Source organism: Pseudomonas putida, from assembly GCF_030159595.1.
Classification (GTDB): Bacteria; Pseudomonadota; Gammaproteobacteria; order Pseudomonadales; family Pseudomonadaceae; genus Aquipseudomonas; species Aquipseudomonas putida_AC.
In genome coordinates this window covers 514,506-529,905 of sequence record NZ_BSKJ01000004.1, presented here as the reverse complement: position 1 = coordinate 529,905, position 15,400 = coordinate 514,506, and the positions used below count along the sequence as shown (strand labels likewise).

Here is a 15,400-nt window from a genome sequence, read left to right as displayed (position 1 = left end):
ATTATGCTGAAGAATTTAAGCGTGCTTACTGATTTCCAGTGGTCGAATTTGTCGGGAAACGAAGCTGTTCTTTCCGAACTGGTAAGCTCTATTTGCAACAGTACACCCGTTGAAAATGATGATGGCCACTCCTCGCTATATTTGATTGGCGGGGTGCTGGGCTCGGGGTTGTCTGCGCTATCCTATCAACTCGAAAATCAGTTGACGTCTCGGCGGCAGAAGGTTTTATCAATCGAACGTCACCCACAGAAATCAGTTACCTTATTTTCGTCGGATCTTGCATATTCACTGAAACTTCCCGCAGAAGTTTCCGAAGAGATTAGGCAGCATAGGGCTAAATCAGCTCTTGATGAGGCCTACTGGCATTTGCTTTCCGATAGAAGCTACGACGTGATAATTATTCGTGATGCGCACGAGTGGGTCTTGCCAAAACTCATGTCATCATCTCAATCTTTATTGGCAATGCAGGAGCTTGTTGCTCGCTGCCCGACTATTCCAGTAGTTATATTTACGGAGCAAGCTACCGTGCTGGAAATTAAGCGCGCTATTTCTCTGGCTAATAAGATGGTGCGCACATTTGAGCTGTCCCCGATGAAAAATAATCGCAATTTTCAAAATTTCATTCGGGATGTGCGGGGCAAGTTGCTATTAGGTGCTGACCAAGGCTTGGAGTTGTCACAGCAAGAGATAGAATCAATTCATTTCAAATCTAAGGGTTTTATTGGTTGTGCATCCAGGTTGGTGCATTTATCTTTGGCAGACGCTGGTGTTTTGGATTTTCATGAGGCTGATAATTTGGAGCATGGGCAGCTATTCCCTGTTAACGGTGAATCGTTTTCTTCGTGGATGGGAAGAATGTCCGTCGAGGTGCTGAGCAGCTCAGAGCTAAACGCTTATGAAATTTTTTCACACCAATGCGCTCGTTTGTCGGTAGACCCCGACTCGTTGCATGAGCTTCTGGCTATACGTAGCTGCTTTGGCGATCGTTATGAGGATATTTTTAAGGACTTCAGGTTTTCCATTGATGCCTATCTCCCATTTCATCAGAGCACTAACTACTGCCCAGAGTGTCTGAAAAATGATATCAAGGAAGTTGATTTGCCGGCTTGGCGTTCTGCTTGGCGCCAGCTCGGCATGTGTATTTGCTGTGATCATGACTTTCCGGTGATGTTGGTCAGCCTTTCTACGCCTCACTACTCACCCTTGGACAAGGCATGGCGTGCGTACACTGAGTATGTGAGTAGCCCAAGCTCTCGGTTGCTTGTCAGCTTTCCTCTCACCAGTAATGGTGAGCAGGGCATCGCGGATAATAAAATGCTTCTGAGGATCACTGCTAGGGTTCAGAACTGGATACTAGAAGATACCCCACTGATCCAGACTCAAAAGCCGTCTAAGGCCGTTCTGGAGTTTTTACTCGGCATGTGGCTTTGTGATCCTGCCTGGCGAACTGCTCCAGGATTTGCCTGTTCATTCTTCTTTCCTGAGCGTAAGGGCAACAGCGCTAATCTCACTCCAGATACGTCTTTCGCAGATGCACCTCCTCATTACACCTGGGCAACTCCACGTCAGATAGCGGTTGCATATTGGATGCTCGGAGTGGCTTTCAATGTAATCTCTTTCAGTGAAGCTCAGACGATACGTGACGTATGCCGGCCATATTCTCTACCGTTTCCGGTTGATCGCGATGAGATCAGGCGCGTGGGGCTTGGTGTACACGCTAGACGAGTGAGGGAGGAACTGACTGCATTGGCATATCGTACTCTCGATGCTGAGGAATTGGAGCAGGTCGTTTGGGCATTGAAGTAGTTAAGAGTGAGCGCTTCCTGCCTTATTGAAGGCTATCTACTGATGATGCCAACTTCTAATGTTCACGAAGACAATAGACGCTTATGGAAGGCAATTATCTATATATATGGGGTTGGCGAATATTAAACATTTATTGAAAATTGACATGCTGAGCAAAGCGCTCTCGATCGTTCGATTAAATCCGATTTATTGCCAGTTGAAGCGGCGGATGACCTGCGACGTCGAATGGGTGATCGTTACCGGTTCAGTAAAAAATCGAATCCGTGATTGATCGCTTCATGAGCGGATTTCACCAGAAAATCGCCCATGCTCGCGCATTCATAAAATCGGACTGGCGGTAGCTTGTTTCCCAAGCTTCATGCCTGATTTTTTACTTAACCTATTGATTTTTGGGGGTTTATCTTTCGTAAATTTTATTTGACAGGCGCCCCAGCGTTTCTGTTTCGACATGGCATTTGGGCTACACTAGATCAAAGGTATAGTCGAACGGAAAGGTTTTTATCATGGCGCGCTCCCATCCTCTCATCGAGGCCCGGCGGTTAGAATACGAGTTTGAAAAGGTCTTCCGAGGACTCGAGGAACGAAGGAAGGAGCCTGAATATGCTCAGGATCTTGAGTTCTTTAGAAGATTTGAGGATCTTAAAATCAAATATGGCTATTCTTATAGCGAGATTGCTGACTTGCTTTTGAGGCGATATGTAGGATCAATTGACATGCTGTCAAGTGGTCTGACAGCAGTAAATACTAGAGCCCTAAAGGAATTGGTTGATATATGCACTCAGGCTGTTGATGAGGGCAGCGCGGTTGATATAAGGCAGAAGCCTGATTCCGTCCAGTATTCAATGCGCCCTGCAGCCGAGCACCTTGAGTCTTAAATTTAAAGGGTGAAACGAATGGATCGTATTGAAGAGCTCCTCTCTATCACGAACCGAATTACAAAGGAATACGAGGTTTTACTACCTCTGCTGCGTGATCCCGAGGTATCAAAAGCGGTCTCTTTTTTAGCTGAACTGGATTCACTTTCCGAGACCTACGAGTTCACTGCTATTGATATAGTCCGGCTTATAGATCCAGGCCGTGCAGAAACAATGCAAGCTATCGCCAGCACGAAGGCTAAATGAGTCTTGCTGATTCACTTCCTCCAATACTCCATCACAGACGTCAGCGCCAACCCCAGCCTAGTCGCTGCCTGCTGAGGCGAAAGACCCTCAGCCTTGAGAGCGAGAACTGCCTTCTCGTTATCAGCGTTCAACGGCCGACCACGGGATCTCTTCACCAGAGCACCAGTGTCGTCGAATTGCTCCTGGATCAACTCCATTCCGCCGGCGGTCTCGAAGTCAGCGAGCTTGGCCATCGACACCCCAATCCGCACACGAGCGACGACTCCTTCTCGCTGCGCCACACAAAGCGCCATCAGAGAGATTGCATCTAGACCTAGGGATTCTGCGAGCGCGTCGAACTGCTCGAGAGTGATGCTCGTCTGAGCGTTCTCGAGCTCAGCGACTTTGCGGCGGTGCGTGGCATCCGAGAGATCGGCGTACCGGGCGCCACGAACGAGACGGAGTGCGCGCAGCACCCCTGCGAAAGCGGTTCTGAGATCCATGACTTGCTCAAAAGTCAGGATATAGCCACATCCAGGCTTTACGAATAAACGTCAAAACAGTGTATTATTCGTAGTCGTCGAGGCTCACGGAGCTGGCATCGAGGTGAGAGAAGGGTGGTAGGACGCCACTGCGTCTTCTCTGCAGGAGCACCAACCAAGGGCTTTTTAGGTGGATACCTCAGAAATTGAGCTGCTTCAGGAAGCGGCCGTTTGGCGCGAAGGCGCCAGCGGAGAATTGGATCAGCTTGTTGAGATGGTGCAAGAGCGCTACCCGGGAAAGGCCTACTGCCTCGTCCGTGAGTGGACGCTGTTTCGAGCGGCGCTGACCGAGCCCGAGCTGGCAAAGGTGGCAGCCGCGGGGCATCTCCCGCTGTTCCTTTTCGCCCACCACGTGGTTCTGGACAGTGCAGGGCGGTTTGAGCCTGGTCACTGGGTACGCTCCAGCATTGGTGTAGCACTGGTAGATGGTCATTTCTTCGAAACGAGGAACACTGTCTACGTTTTGGTGGGCAAAGGTGCGGAGCAGACTGCTTCGCTCAAGACAATTTTTTCCTTTTATTGACGTTGACGAGCCCTAGCTCGCGGTTGAGTTATCCGACTGATGTTTAGAACCAGTACCACTGAGCTTGCAGGTGTTCCAGGTATGTTTGGTGATGGCCTAGCACACTGGCATGGTGTGTCGAGAGCGCTGTCGACGCATTGGTACCACGTCAGCGTAAGGCGTTGGGTTGAAGGAAGGTTCGTGCGAGGCGAGGAGATGCTTAACGATGAGCCCCGCTTGCACGAAATGCTGAAAGCACAGAATGAGCATTTCATCGTTGATGATGTCCAGGTCGTCACCCCTGGAAGGCTGAACGGTGGTGAGCATTGGCGTATGGAGCGGCTGAATTGTCTTTCGCTTGGTTTCGACAAGAGTGACTGCGCTGTGTGTCTTCTCGAGGTCGAGAGTGGGAAGGTCTACAACGACTCCTTCGACGCTAATTTCGATCCAGCCTCCCTCACTAAGGTCAGGGAGCTCTATCGAGCGCCAGTCTGATCGGGTCTAGACCTCCCAATCTAATGCATGTCCTTAGCAAGGAGCTTTTCTTTGGCTGCCTCTAATACGTATGCCGTCGACCTGCACAGCCGGCGGTACTCAGACTTTGATCTCTTGCGAATCGCTCGTGCCGTGGGCCAGGGGTACCCGCTGCCCGTGACTGCGTTCCTGGTAAATGTCCAGATCATGGCCTGCAGCGCTGTAGGCGTAGTTTTCGGCCATGTGCATGCCGCCAGCCCGATCGGACGATTCGCCGATGGTCATTACCTTCGCACGTCTGACATCCAAAGCCTTCAGAAAGAAGGGCGGTTTTGGGTTGCGACCACGCTGAACTCAAGGTACGTCCTTGCTTCGTTCAGAAGGGGCGGTGGCCGGGCAGGGCTGCAGGAATTTCTGAAGGTCGGGTCAAAGGGGTTCTTTGTGAGCCCTAATCGCTTGCACTGAAAGATTGTTTTATAAAAAGCGGCTTCCTGAGGATGCCGCTGATGCTATTTCTTTGCCTTTTTTCAGGCGCTGGAAATTCTTCTGACAGGAGTTACAAGTCGTGGCAATTGCTGATTACATCAAGGTCTCTGGAAAGCTAGAGGATATTCGAGTCTTCGAGCACAAAGTAGCAAATGTTCGAGTGATCATGAAAATTGATGGTGTCCTCATTCCGAATACTGACATTCCAATTAAGCTTTACGAAGAGATTGAGGCGGGCAAACACTACGATTTTTACTGTGTTTACAAAAAATCTAGGAATAAGCTGAAGAATACCGGCGTGGTTTATGCGTTCAGAGAAGAGGGTGGACGGATCCGTAGCCTGACGAAGCTTCGCTTGGCGACGCCGGTGTACATGATGGTTTATGGGGCTATCTGGTTCGCGGTAGCTTACGTGGCTGTGTTTCTTCTTGCGCTTCTACCAGTGCTCGCAAAACACCCTACGACGGGAGCTATACCCGTTCTGCACAGCTATTCAATGTTGGGTGGAGCAATTCCAGGGGTGTTCTTCCTGTGGTGTGCAATTGATTTTTGGCGTAAGTCAGCAAATCTGGAAGCCTGGCCGAGCGTTGCTCCGAGCGTCGTGATTGATCGTTTCAGTAAGCTCCATAAGTAAGCGATCTTGCCTGAGATTGGTAGCTTGGGCGTGCCGCTGCGCGGCCAGGCTGTCGTGAACCGAGCCCCGCATTTCACGGGTCTCGGCCCTTCGGGCTTCCATCCCGCACGCCTTCGGCCGGTTCGGCCTGCGCGCTCTGCTTGCATCCGGTTTACGGGTTTCGCGAGGCTTCATGTTTGTTTTGATACTCGGTAGCGTTCACGCTTTTGCTATGAGGCATCAGGGCTCGCCATCTCGAATAGCTTTGATCCCAGCACGCTGGCCTGCGCATTGGTGAGTCTGAAATTTGTGCCTTCCATGTTAAGCAGTATCGTTTTGGCATTCTCACGGTTGACCATTACGAGATAGCTCTCTGAGCTAGTCGAGCAAGCTGCCTCGGGCAAGTCTGGATTTGAAAAGAATGCGATGTCTAGTACATGGTTTGGATGATGAAGTTTTAGAAATTCATTCAAGGGGGTTTTCATGTAGTGCGAGCTCCTAAAAAGTGTATTAACTATTAAAACGGTTGTTGCGAAAGAAACTTTAGCGAAAAGTTTGTTTTTTGTACTGTAACTGTGCTTCTCTGGAGGTGTCGCGTGTAAGTTTCCAGTGTCATTCGTTACGCATGATTTTATCTCTGAGCTGGATATGAGCCATCTCACGATGGGGAGTGCTTCGCACCCTGTTGTGGTCAGGCTTCACACAAGGCGATTAGAGATGCCCCCGCGAAGGAGCAAGGTTCGGGCATTGTCATTCGGGTTCTAGACGGGCGTCTCATACATCTCCACCCCAGAATAGCTGCGGATTTTTTTGCGAATTTTAGGACTCGGTGAATGCCCCTATTTATCTGGTATTGATATGATTTTAGTGCTCTTCAGAAGAGAGAAATTTTCGGATTTTTTGGCCTAACCGGAGCTGCTCGATGGCATCGTATCTGCAGCCGTTGCCCGTAATGCGACTTTACTCACCGAAGCAGCGATCCGAAGGCCCTGGGATGTGGTGACTCTTGGTTGGAGCACCACACCCAGCGGCCACAACGCGACCTATGCACTCTGGCAGACCAAATCTGAAAGCACAGATCCTAGACGTTCAATCGTCATAGATGAGCAAGGTTGCATGGGCTCGCGAAGTTCGTTGGTGATTACGCGCTGGACGCTCAGAGCTGCTTTGATGACAGCAGGGTTGGGTTCGATGAATGCCATTCTTATCCAGGGCAGGAGTCGATAGAGCGTGGCTCTGGCGGAGATGAGGTCGCCGCTATCCATCTCCTGCATCATCTGAACGTATAGCTTGGGACTAATGTGTGCTGACGCCGAGATTGCGCCGGCGCCGCCCAAGGCAAGGTTGTTGAAGATCTGGATATCTTCGCCAGTCAGTATTTCTGCGTTTCCGTCGGCGATCAGTGCCATGGTGGTTTCGACATCACCGCTGCAGTCCTTCACTGCTGCGATTTTTGGGTGACGCACGATCCTTCTCAGCGTCTCTCGCTCAATCCTCACACCTGTTCGGTAGGGGATGTCGTAGAGCACCACTGGGACAGAGGAGGCGCCGGCAACCGTTTGGAAGAAAGACTCGATGCCTTGCTGCGAAGGTCGTATGTAGTAGGGAGCTGGAACCAGGACGCCGGCGATGTCACGGCTCTGGATCTTTTGCTGGAATGTCAGGACTTCCGACAGGTTATTGCCCGACAGCCCCATGATAATTTGGCCAGGCAGGGCGATCTGCAGAACTGCATCCAGTACCTCAAGTTGCTCATCCTTGCTCATGGCTGCGGCCTCGCCCGTGGTACCGCATACCACGAGGCCTCTCACACCGTCAGCGAGGATCTTCTTGGCCAAGCCTTGAAGGGCATGGATATCGACCTGTCCCGAACGGAAAGGTGTGACCAGTGCAACCCAGATACCGCGAAAATTAGACATGCATTACTCCTCAAGCAGACCGATTAGTCGACGTCAGAGGAGGGGATGGGAATCAAGCGGGGAGGAGACCTAGCGCTATCTGTCCTGTCAGCTCATCTGACGGGACAGCGCCCCGGTCAAATGAGCGGCTGTTTCTTGGATTTCTTAGCAACGGACACGCATGCGCATGCTTGGGCGGATGGGCCCTTGGCAGTCAGCATGTTGTCAATGTCAGGAATCATGGGTGATCCGTTGCGAAGAGGTGCAACGGGATAGTGCGCAACGCAGCGACGTTTCGTCAACTAGCAATTTCTTTTGGTGCTGAACTTGCCGCGTGGCGGACGGCTGTCATAAACCGAGCCACAGAATGCCTAGGCTCTGCCGGGCCTGTAAACACTCTCCGTCAGCCGACGGGGCGCGGGCCCCTCTAGCGTCGACATGTAGGGGTAATCTCACAGTTTTGCTTTTGTGGGTAGTTCATCGTAAAAAGCTCGCTCCTTTTGTTCCATGAGAGAGCGTCATGTCGGAGCATAACCCCCGTTATCCTGAAGACACACCTTTAAGTGTTGGTGCGTTTTGCAAGTCCGACTTCAACCAGGCCACATCCGGCATTGAGCCAACCTATACCGCCCTTTCTGGCGCGCTGACGGGATTGGCAAAAGCCGCCTCGGAGGCCCAGAAATATGAAGCAGCGAGGGTCTGGTGGCTGTTGGCTGATCTCTGCATGATGATGCTGGACACTGCCAACCGAAATGAGCCTTTTAGGCCCTATCTACTCATTGGCGACCGGCACTCAATGTCACCGGCCAGCATGGTCGACGAGGATTACCTGTTCTTCAAGGACTTGGTCGAAAGCCTCCCAGAAGGTCTGTTGAAGGCGAGGGTCTCCGATCTCCTCTGGATCACTCCTGGCTTCAAGCACATTCGCCACGCCCGAGCCGCCATCGATGGCTATGCGACGGTGCCACTGAATGATGAGATTTGGTACCAAGAAGGTAGAGAGTGCTTCCAGAGAGCGTTGTCCCTGACCAAGATGATTGGCCGAGGAGATGAGGGGCGGCTCTCGAACCTTACCCAGGCAATCATGGATGCAATCGAGCGGGCGATTCACCAGGAACTTCCATTTGCCGTTGGGTTGGTCGAGACGGTCATGGACTATCAGCTTGAACATCCCGAAGTCTCCGCGTTACCAGAAAAGGTGGCTGAGCTCGGTCGCTGCTTCGTGAGCAAGCAGGATATCTTTAGGGCCCGACAGTGTTTCGACACTGCGTGTAAAGGTTTTGCCTTGTTTAAGCGTCACCTACAGGCTGCAAAAATGACAGTGGCCATTGCTGAGACATGGGTATCAGAGGCCGAGGTGAGAGGGGAGCAGACGCACCCGATTGTGGCGCAAAACGCCTTGGAAAATGCTCTTCAGACCTACCGAGCAGTTCCGGGGGCATATCGCGCCGAACTAGCTGTCGACACGGTTCTGCCTGCACTGCGTAAGAGAATTGCTGAGGCAGGTGCACGGGTGGTTGAGCAGATGAGTTTGATCTCAACTCAGACAGACATCACGAAACTGGTAAAGCGTACCAAGCGCTTAATCGAAGGTCAGTCCTTTGGTACTGCCCTCTATCATCTCGCCAATATGTACCCGTTTTGCTCGCCCGCTGAATCCCGTCAGGGAGCGCTGAAGTCACTGCGTACAGGGATAGTCAGCTCTCTGACAGAGGCAGTTTTCTTTGATGAGACTGGCAGAGTGATTGCGAAGCGACCGCCACTGTCCTTCGGTACCGAACTGACTGAAGAAGACGAGTACACAGTCCAGGCCAAGATGGTCAGCGAACACTTGCACACCATCAGACTTTCGGTAAGGGGTGGGGTTTTGCCGGCGCTTGCGATCATCTCGGAAGCACACTGTGTCAAGGAAGTCGACATGGTTGAGCTGGCCAAAGCATCGGCACTCGTGCCTCCAAATCGAGTGCACATGGTGGGGAAGGGGTTGTATTGGGGGTTCGTAGGGGATTTTGGCATGGCCGCACATTTCCTCATTCCTCAGATGGAGGCACTGATTCGACATCGAATGAAGGAGGCAGGTCTCAATACCTCGACGTCCAGCGCTGACGGTATCGTTACCGAAAATGGATTGAGCACCCTCATGGATGTCGAAGGCGTATCAGAGCTGCTGGGTGATGACGTAGCTTTCGAAATCCGAGCGGTGTTCTGCAGCCCATATGGCCCAAACCTCAGAAACACCTTTGCTCATGGGCTGCTTGATGACGACCAAATCTATGCAGAGTCGACCGTTTACGCCTGGTGGTTCATGCTCAAGTATGTCTCGGGGCCATTTTGGGAGACGGTACCGAGGACGTAGCCCTGATCGTTTCGCCAAGCTTAAATCTGGTGAAGCGTTGAGGCAGTGGTCACGGTGTAGGAGTGGCGGGGAACTCCTGCTCGTAAAGCCTTGGGTTGATGTAAACATCTTTGAGGAGATGCTCAAGAATGTTCATGGCCAAGCCTAGCTGCGAAGCCTTCTGTGCCGTCAACTCGTGTGCAGCCTCGTTTCCCAGCGCTCTCACCTTGTGCAGGATTTTCGCGTTCTGAGGGTTCAGAATTCCTCGGGACGCCAAGTCTTCAATTTGAAGGTGGAGGGTTTTCCCCTCGGCTTGCTTCTCCTTGCATACGCCTTCCAGGAGGGCACGCATCCCAATCGCGGCTAATACGGGCAGCCCCCCAGAAAGTGCTTTCAGAGATTCGTCATAGATAGCTTTGAGAGAGGGGGGAAGCCACCAGAGGTCAAGTCCAAGCCTGCCGACCCCCTCCATCCGCGGTGGGAAGAGATTTTCTATGACAGACGGCTGCAACTGTCCATCGTCATCATAATCGCAGTCTTCTGAATCGCCAGAGGCCATGCGAAACGAATACGTTTTGCAGCCTTGGCATTGGACGATCTGATTGTCGACCCACCACTCATGGAAATTGTGCTGGTCTTCGCGAGAGGACTCGACACAAGCTGAGCAAACCACGCGGTGAAACGTCTTTGAACAACATTTGCCGCAAGGCAGTTCGAGTTCATGGCCTTCACTGGCGTGCAGGGTGTATTTGGTCGATGTCTTCATCGTGCCCATTACCTAGGGGGTTGCTCAAAACATACCCTGCCTTCTCCATGAGGGCTAGGTTTGTAGGCGTAACGACTCTACCGATTGAGCATTGCGCTTGGCTTCCCACGCTGGCCGCAGTCGTTTACCGTAATGCTGGCGAAATGGTATTGTCCAGGCATTGTCGCCTTTCGCGACTCGCCGGCACAGGAGACGCCAGCTTGGGAGCTCTGCAAAAAACGTCGCCCTTTCTATCTAGATTTGCGACGCCTAGAACAGGAGAGGCCAGTATCCCGGGCTTCTACTCCCCGGAGCTCCAGATGTGGGCCGTCGAGGCTCCTGATGGAGTAGTTCCAGTCATCGCTAACGGGGCGTTGAATGAGTTGATGACCAAGACCAAGGTCAACGCAGAGCAAGATGACGAGGCATCCTGGCAGATAGAGCTGTTGACCAAGACCTACCAGAAGGTCGAGAGCGATGATGACGATCCCAGTCCTTATCGAGGTCAATCGAATGACTCCAGCCACCTGCACCAATTCGACTCGAGCAACCACCTTCTGCAGCTCGTGACCAAAACCGATGCGATCACTGAGCGCGACGATCGATGCAATGCCAACCACATCCTTGAGCTGATCACGAAGACCAGTGTCGAGCTGGAGCGTGATGACAATGGTGATCCTACCTTCGGCTTGGACACCCGATATTACTCAGACTGATCTGGAAGCATCGCATGCTGTTGTTGGTGACAAATCGTCGCGATATCACGATGGACTACGTAGTTGCTGAGCTCCGCCGGCGCGGCCAGCCTTTTGTCCGTCTAAACACCGAGCAATTGCCCGAAGCGTTGTGCTCGATGGCAGGATTTCCCAGGGACGCTTGGTCAATCTCAATGGACGGGGTGGTTGTCCGTGGTTCGCAGATAACGGCAGCCTATTTCCGCAGACCGGGAGCTCCTGTTGTACCGGATGCTGTAACGGATCCTGGAGAGAGGGCGTACATCGAGGCGGAGTGGAGCAGCTTTCTCAAAAGCCTCTACTCCCGCTTGGAGGGGCGGTGGCTTAATTCACCTACGAAGATCTTCTTGGCTGAAGACAAGCCGATGCAGCTCCTCCTCGCGCAGGAGATCGGCTTTGAAGTACCTCAGGCATTTGTCACGAATGACATTGCATGTGCTCAAGCTATCAATGCGCTCGGCACGGCGATTGGTAAGCCCCTTCGGCAAGCAGTGTTAGCGGGCGAGACGGAACGCGTGATCTTCACCTCTCGGCTCGCTGAGATTGAGGATGATCAGGCGGAAGCGATTAGGCTGACCCCATTCATTGTGCAGTCTGAGATATTGAAGCAATACGATGTCCGAGTGACAGTCGTGGGCGAGCGGGTGTTTGCTACGGCGATCTGGTCGCAAGATAACGAGGAAACTGAAACCGACTGGCGCAAGGGTAGTCGTCCTGATCTTAGACACGAGAAAATTGTTCTCGAGCGTCGCGTTCAACGTCAGTGCGTGAAGCTCGTGCAGCGTCTAGGCCTCCGTTACGGCGCTATCGATCTGGTGTGCGATAGATCCGGAAAATTGTGGTTCTTGGAGATCAACCCGAACGGGCAGTGGGCCTGGATCGAGAACCTAACAGGCTATCCTATTGCTGCCGCGATCGTGGACGAGCTGGCGGTGAACGTCATTGCTTAAGCTTAAAGACTGGCTCCACTGGGTGTGGCCGACCTTAATACCACTGTCACCTACTGAGCAGGCAGATGAAGCGGAATGGAGGCAGGGGATTGTCGAATCTGTTCGAGACGGGGATTGGTCAACAGACAGCGACGTGGTGCTGGACGAGTCGCGGCGTATTTTCGATGCGGAGGTTGACCGTCGCAGAGGAGCAGACGCGAAGGCGGGTATTTACCTGGCCGCGATCACGGCGCTGATCCCAGTCTTGGCTTCCCTTCTGCCAACCCTTTGGAGCGACAAGTCGAACAAATGGCTGGGCTGTATTGGACTCATCCTATTCGGATTGGCAGTAGCCTTCTTGCTCCGCGCAGGGGCTTGGGCGTTCAGAACGCTCAAAGTCGCCGGATTCGCTCAGCTTGGCCCAGGTGAGCTAGCCAATACCTGGAAAGAAAGCTCGCCTAAAGCGGGCTTAGCCAAGCAGCTCGCTCGCGCCGTCCTACATAACTACTCACTGGTAAACGAGAAGGTGACCGGTATCAGAATGACCCATGAGTATCTGCTTCGGGCATTCTTGAGCTTCACTATTCTGCTCGTGCTCCAAATGATGTGGCCGGTTGGGGCCTGGGTCATTGAGGAAAGTATCAAGCTGTTGGGGTCTCCAGCCCAGTCCCCCCTGATTATGTGCTATTCGTGACGCCATGAATCCGCAAGGTTGATCACTGAGGGTATTACGTCATCTCAGTATTTCTAAGGTTCTTACATTATGGCCAGCGATGATTGCCAAATTTGGCCGGACGCCCTCCATTAAAGCAGTCAAATCTTATTGAAGGAAGCCAAGTAAAACTGCCTCTTGAGCAGCAATAAGGCTTAATAGGGGCATGTTTCCTTCAGGCGCACAACTAGACAAGGAAAGTAAATGAGCATAGATCTGCTTAGGCATAAAATAGACATCGAGCGCGGTGCAAACTTATCATCTTTTGAGATCAAAAGACTTGGTGCGATAAATCTGATTGAGACAAGAGAGCTTGATGCCCAAGCTCTTGGGGGATTTATTGCTTTTATATGTACTTTAGGTTGCACCACCGAACTCGAAGGGTACTACGAATCTGACAAGGTCAAAATTGATATTCCGATGACTGAAGGGCTACTTAAGGCCTTTGGGCACCCGTTTACTACTGTAAACTATTCACGCGACGAGAGCACCGGTTGGGAATTATTCCACCTAATGTTCGAGCTGGCCGGTAGCAAGGATAGCGTTCCGCACTTCCTGAGGCTTGAGGCAAATATGTTCGACTTGAGCGATCAGGAGCTCGAAACTCAAGAAAAATTGACCCTTCATAGCATGGATCTTAATACATTTGATAAGCGGGCGCAGGTGATTGCGATCTCGACCTATATTGAAGCAATGGTGACTATCCTCAGCGAGAAAAGCCTGACGACACCTGAGTTCAGAAAGTCTTGGGGAGAGCGTGTGAGACCTAAAAAAGCAAATGGCAGAAGAGGTAAGATTACACCGAACTTCTCTACGCACATCGAGCACATTAAAGAAAATGGGATACTTACGTCAAGCTTGTGTGATGCTGTAGATAAGCTGCGGCTTGCACGCAATGTTTCTGCGCACAACTACAAAGTCTTCAATGGTGGCGAGGATGGTTCGCCAGTTGCCCATATAGAAGTTACCCACTTGGATGAAGAGTTTATATCGAAATCTCGTGAGTTTATAGCCGTTTGTAGGGATATTTTTGGGGCGATTCCTAAAGCGCTAGGCAGCAATAAGTTTCAGCGTTATTCTGAGATTTTGGCCGGTGAAATCAGCAAGTCTATGAGTTTAGAGTCCGTGATTTTTTTGGGTGTTCGACACTCAGATGAAGTGGAAGAGATTTTTGGGTGAGGGTAAGGCGTGACACCTCATCCTCGTGCAATTTAACGATCGCCTAGGATGAAGTTAAATTAGTGAATCGCGTAGCTCGGGACTGATTGCTGTTGGCGAGGAGAAGCCTGTTCTTATCAGGTAAACGGCATGCAATCCCAACAGCTCGCGTTTGTGGGTGCCAAGCTTTGTAAACTGATTACGTGAGGTCGGTGGAGTATAATACCTCCGGTCTTGCCATATCGCTCTAGACCCCGGTTCGATGCCGCTGTAAGCGGGAGGGCGACCATTCAGCAGTGCCACAAGAACGCTTTCTTACCATGAGTGAATCGAGTTCTGTGTCGCAAGTTGTTTTACGATATTATTGGTTGGTACTGCCATCTTGCTTGTCTGAAACGTATAGTGCAAGCTGCTTCTGCGCACAAACAACCCCAAGGTTTAATTTATGGATCTAGCAAAAGTAAATGCACGCTTTGAGGCGTTGCTGAACGACTTCTCCTCAGTGCAAATGCATCAGCGAATAGCGAGTAGGGTTAAAGATCAGGTTGTTTTGAAGTACAAGTCGCAGCATGAGGCGCTTTCAGATCTCAGTCAGGAGCAGCAAGAGTTGCTTGGCAAGAGCCGTGAAGTGTTCACATTTCACAATCCCTATACTGGAAAGCTCCAGCCGCACAAAGGCGCCTCACACACATTGGCCGAGCGGGCTCGAGAGGCGCATATACACCATAACAAGATCTGTCAGCTTTTATTGGTGGATGCCTTTGAGGCTTTTGAGGATTACGTGGTGGATATTTACGAGCTTGCTGCGGATGCTCACTCGGAACTTAGAATAAGAGAAGATCAACAGCGGCAGCTTTCAAAAGAGCGTTTAAAGAAAAAAAGCAGCGACATAATCAGAAATTTCAGGACGATGGTGCCAGACCTTGCTAAGGCAGAGCAAGAAAACAAAATGCAAAAAGATTTGCGATTCTATCTTTTTATGATCGAGAAATTTAGGCATATTATTGTGCATAGAGCAGGGCGCTGTTTGAATCCAGATACCCTCATAGAATCCATACTCAAAAACTCTAGTTTGCTCACCGACAGAGCTCGCAGGCCTGAAGCCGAAAGTGCAATTCGCAGGTTTATTGGTATTGGTAGTGTCGAGGGAGTGATTGTACTTGTAGAAGAGGAGCTCATGGGTGGAGCGTTCCGGATTTCACTTAATCGCCATGAAGAACTATTGCATGTCATGTCCGGTTACGCGATGATCCTTGGAAGAAGCTTGATTGCGCTTGATACAGCGAAAAATGGTTAGGAGTTCTCATTATGCTTGCCATGATAAGCATGATGCATTGAGATCAGGGGAGAAAGCCAACGGCTAAAA

General features: G+C 51.3%; 17 protein-coding genes. 12 read left to right on the top strand and 5 right to left on the bottom strand.

Annotated features, from left to right (window positions below):
* Window positions 1-3: 3 nt before the first annotated feature.
* From QQL85_RS12315 to QQL85_RS12305, 3 genes are all read left to right on the top strand, one after another.
* On the top strand, window positions 4-1,806 hold the full coding sequence (locus QQL85_RS12315; protein ID WP_284353478.1) for a hypothetical protein: 1,803 nt from the start codon (window positions 4-6) through the stop codon (window positions 1,804-1,806).
* Between the two features lie 503 nt (window positions 1,807-2,309).
* Window positions 2,310-2,681 (top strand): hypothetical protein, encoded by a 372-nt coding sequence (locus tag QQL85_RS12310; protein WP_284353479.1) that lies wholly within the window; start codon window positions 2,310-2,312, stop codon window positions 2,679-2,681.
* Between the two features lie 18 nt (window positions 2,682-2,699).
* Window positions 2,700-2,927 carry a hypothetical protein gene (locus QQL85_RS12305; protein WP_284353480.1) on the top strand — a complete coding sequence of 76 codons (228 nt, stop codon included), beginning with the start codon at window positions 2,700-2,702 and terminating at the stop codon, window positions 2,925-2,927.
* An 11-nt stretch (window positions 2,928-2,938) separates the two neighbouring features.
* Here the strand turns inward: QQL85_RS12305 and QQL85_RS12300 are convergent, their stop codons facing one another.
* Entirely contained in the window at window positions 2,939-3,409 is a 471-nt protein-coding gene (locus QQL85_RS12300) for an XRE family transcriptional regulator (RefSeq protein WP_284353481.1), read from the bottom strand.
* Between the two features lie 169 nt (window positions 3,410-3,578).
* Here QQL85_RS12300 and QQL85_RS12295 point away from each other — a divergent pair, with 169 nt between their 5' ends.
* Window positions 3,579-3,971, top strand: a complete 393-nt coding sequence (locus QQL85_RS12295) for a DUF6957 family protein (RefSeq protein ID WP_284353482.1) — start codon at window positions 3,579-3,581, stop codon at window positions 3,969-3,971.
* A gap of 216 nt (window positions 3,972-4,187) precedes the next feature.
* Window positions 4,188-4,445, top strand: coding sequence for a hypothetical protein (locus tag QQL85_RS26655; RefSeq protein WP_349816477.1), 258 nt, complete (start codon window positions 4,188-4,190; stop codon window positions 4,443-4,445).
* A 99-nt stretch (window positions 4,446-4,544) separates the two neighbouring features.
* On the opposite strand, the gene QQL85_RS26770 is transcribed toward QQL85_RS26655, so the two are convergent.
* Window positions 4,545-4,709 carry a hypothetical protein gene (locus QQL85_RS26770; protein ID WP_434482125.1) on the bottom strand — a complete coding sequence of 55 codons (165 nt, stop codon included), beginning with the start codon at window positions 4,707-4,709 and terminating at the stop codon, window positions 4,545-4,547.
* A 280-nt stretch (window positions 4,710-4,989) separates the two neighbouring features.
* Between QQL85_RS26770 and QQL85_RS12280 the strand changes: the two genes are divergently transcribed.
* Complete coding sequence (locus QQL85_RS12280; protein WP_284353485.1) at window positions 4,990-5,544, top strand: hypothetical protein; 555 nt, start codon at window positions 4,990-4,992, stop codon at window positions 5,542-5,544.
* Window positions 5,545-5,753: 209 nt separating this feature from the next.
* On the opposite strand, the gene QQL85_RS12275 is transcribed toward QQL85_RS12280, so the two are convergent.
* Window positions 5,754-6,008, bottom strand: coding sequence for a hypothetical protein (locus tag QQL85_RS12275; RefSeq protein ID WP_284353486.1), 255 nt, complete (start codon window positions 6,006-6,008; stop codon window positions 5,754-5,756).
* Between the two features lie 558 nt (window positions 6,009-6,566).
* Window positions 6,567-7,442, bottom strand: a complete 876-nt coding sequence (gene dapA / locus QQL85_RS12270) for a 4-hydroxy-tetrahydrodipicolinate synthase (RefSeq protein WP_284353487.1) — start codon at window positions 7,440-7,442, stop codon at window positions 6,567-6,569.
* A 499-nt stretch (window positions 7,443-7,941) separates the two neighbouring features.
* On the opposite strand from dapA, the gene QQL85_RS12265 reads away from it, so the two are divergent.
* Window positions 7,942-9,777 (top strand): DUF4209 domain-containing protein, encoded by a 1,836-nt coding sequence (locus QQL85_RS12265; protein ID WP_284353488.1) that lies wholly within the window; start codon window positions 7,942-7,944, stop codon window positions 9,775-9,777.
* Window positions 9,778-9,826: 49 nt separating this feature from the next.
* On the opposite strand, the gene QQL85_RS12260 is transcribed toward QQL85_RS12265, so the two are convergent.
* Window positions 9,827-10,522: a DUF4145 domain-containing protein gene (locus tag QQL85_RS12260; protein WP_284353489.1), complete on the bottom strand. Its 696-nt coding sequence runs from the start codon at window positions 10,520-10,522 to the stop codon at window positions 9,827-9,829.
* 299 nt (window positions 10,523-10,821) lie between these two features.
* Here QQL85_RS12260 and QQL85_RS12255 point away from each other — a divergent pair, with 299 nt between their 5' ends.
* From QQL85_RS12255 to QQL85_RS12235, 5 genes are all read left to right on the top strand, one after another.
* Window positions 10,822-11,217 (top strand): hypothetical protein, encoded by a 396-nt coding sequence (locus tag QQL85_RS12255; protein WP_284353490.1) that lies wholly within the window; start codon window positions 10,822-10,824, stop codon window positions 11,215-11,217.
* Between the two features lie 14 nt (window positions 11,218-11,231).
* Window positions 11,232-12,185, top strand: coding sequence for a hypothetical protein (locus QQL85_RS12250; protein WP_284353491.1), 954 nt, complete (start codon window positions 11,232-11,234; stop codon window positions 12,183-12,185).
* On the top strand, window positions 12,178-12,858 hold the full coding sequence (locus QQL85_RS12245; protein WP_284368771.1) for a hypothetical protein: 681 nt from the start codon (window positions 12,178-12,180) through the stop codon (window positions 12,856-12,858). Before QQL85_RS12250 ends, QQL85_RS12245 begins: the two co-directional genes overlap by 8 nt.
* Before the next feature lie 222 nt (window positions 12,859-13,080).
* A complete protein-coding gene (locus tag QQL85_RS12240) occupies window positions 13,081-14,055 on the top strand; it encodes a hypothetical protein (protein ID WP_284353493.1) in 975 nt (324 codons plus the stop codon).
* A 424-nt stretch (window positions 14,056-14,479) separates the two neighbouring features.
* Entirely contained in the window at window positions 14,480-15,331 is an 852-nt protein-coding gene (locus QQL85_RS12235; RefSeq protein ID WP_284353494.1) for a hypothetical protein, read from the top strand.
* Window positions 15,332-15,400: the final 69 nt, after the last annotated feature.

What these genes read in the sequence shown, in the direction of transcription:
- QQL85_RS12260 (WP_284353489.1), bottom strand. Translation starts at nt 10,522, where the DNA reads ATGAAGACATCGACCAAATACACCCTGCACGCCAGTGAAGGCCATGAA.
- QQL85_RS12250 (WP_284353491.1), top strand. Translation starts at nt 11,232, where the DNA reads ATGCTGTTGTTGGTGACAAATCGTCGCGATATCACGATGGACTACGTA.
- QQL85_RS12235 (WP_284353494.1), top strand. Translation starts at nt 14,480, where the DNA reads ATGGATCTAGCAAAAGTAAATGCACGCTTTGAGGCGTTGCTGAACGAC.
- QQL85_RS12310 (WP_284353479.1), top strand. Translation starts at nt 2,310, where the DNA reads ATGGCGCGCTCCCATCCTCTCATCGAGGCCCGGCGGTTAGAATACGAG.
- QQL85_RS12255 (WP_284353490.1), top strand. Translation starts at nt 10,822, where the DNA reads ATGTGGGCCGTCGAGGCTCCTGATGGAGTAGTTCCAGTCATCGCTAAC.
- dapA (WP_284353487.1), bottom strand. Translation starts at nt 7,442, where the DNA reads ATGTCTAATTTTCGCGGTATCTGGGTTGCACTGGTCACACCTTTCCGT.
- QQL85_RS12265 (WP_284353488.1), top strand. Translation starts at nt 7,942, where the DNA reads ATGTCGGAGCATAACCCCCGTTATCCTGAAGACACACCTTTAAGTGTT.
- QQL85_RS12240 (WP_284353493.1), top strand. Translation starts at nt 13,081, where the DNA reads ATGAGCATAGATCTGCTTAGGCATAAAATAGACATCGAGCGCGGTGCA.
- QQL85_RS26770 (WP_434482125.1), bottom strand. Translation starts at nt 4,709, where the DNA reads ATGACCATCGGCGAATCGTCCGATCGGGCTGGCGGCATGCACATGGCC.
- QQL85_RS12300 (WP_284353481.1), bottom strand. Translation starts at nt 3,409, where the DNA reads ATGGATCTCAGAACCGCTTTCGCAGGGGTGCTGCGCGCACTCCGTCTC.
- QQL85_RS12275 (WP_284353486.1), bottom strand. Translation starts at nt 6,008, where the DNA reads ATGAAAACCCCCTTGAATGAATTTCTAAAACTTCATCATCCAAACCAT.
- QQL85_RS12305 (WP_284353480.1), top strand. Translation starts at nt 2,700, where the DNA reads ATGGATCGTATTGAAGAGCTCCTCTCTATCACGAACCGAATTACAAAG.
- QQL85_RS12315 (WP_284353478.1), top strand. Translation starts at nt 4, where the DNA reads ATGCTGAAGAATTTAAGCGTGCTTACTGATTTCCAGTGGTCGAATTTG.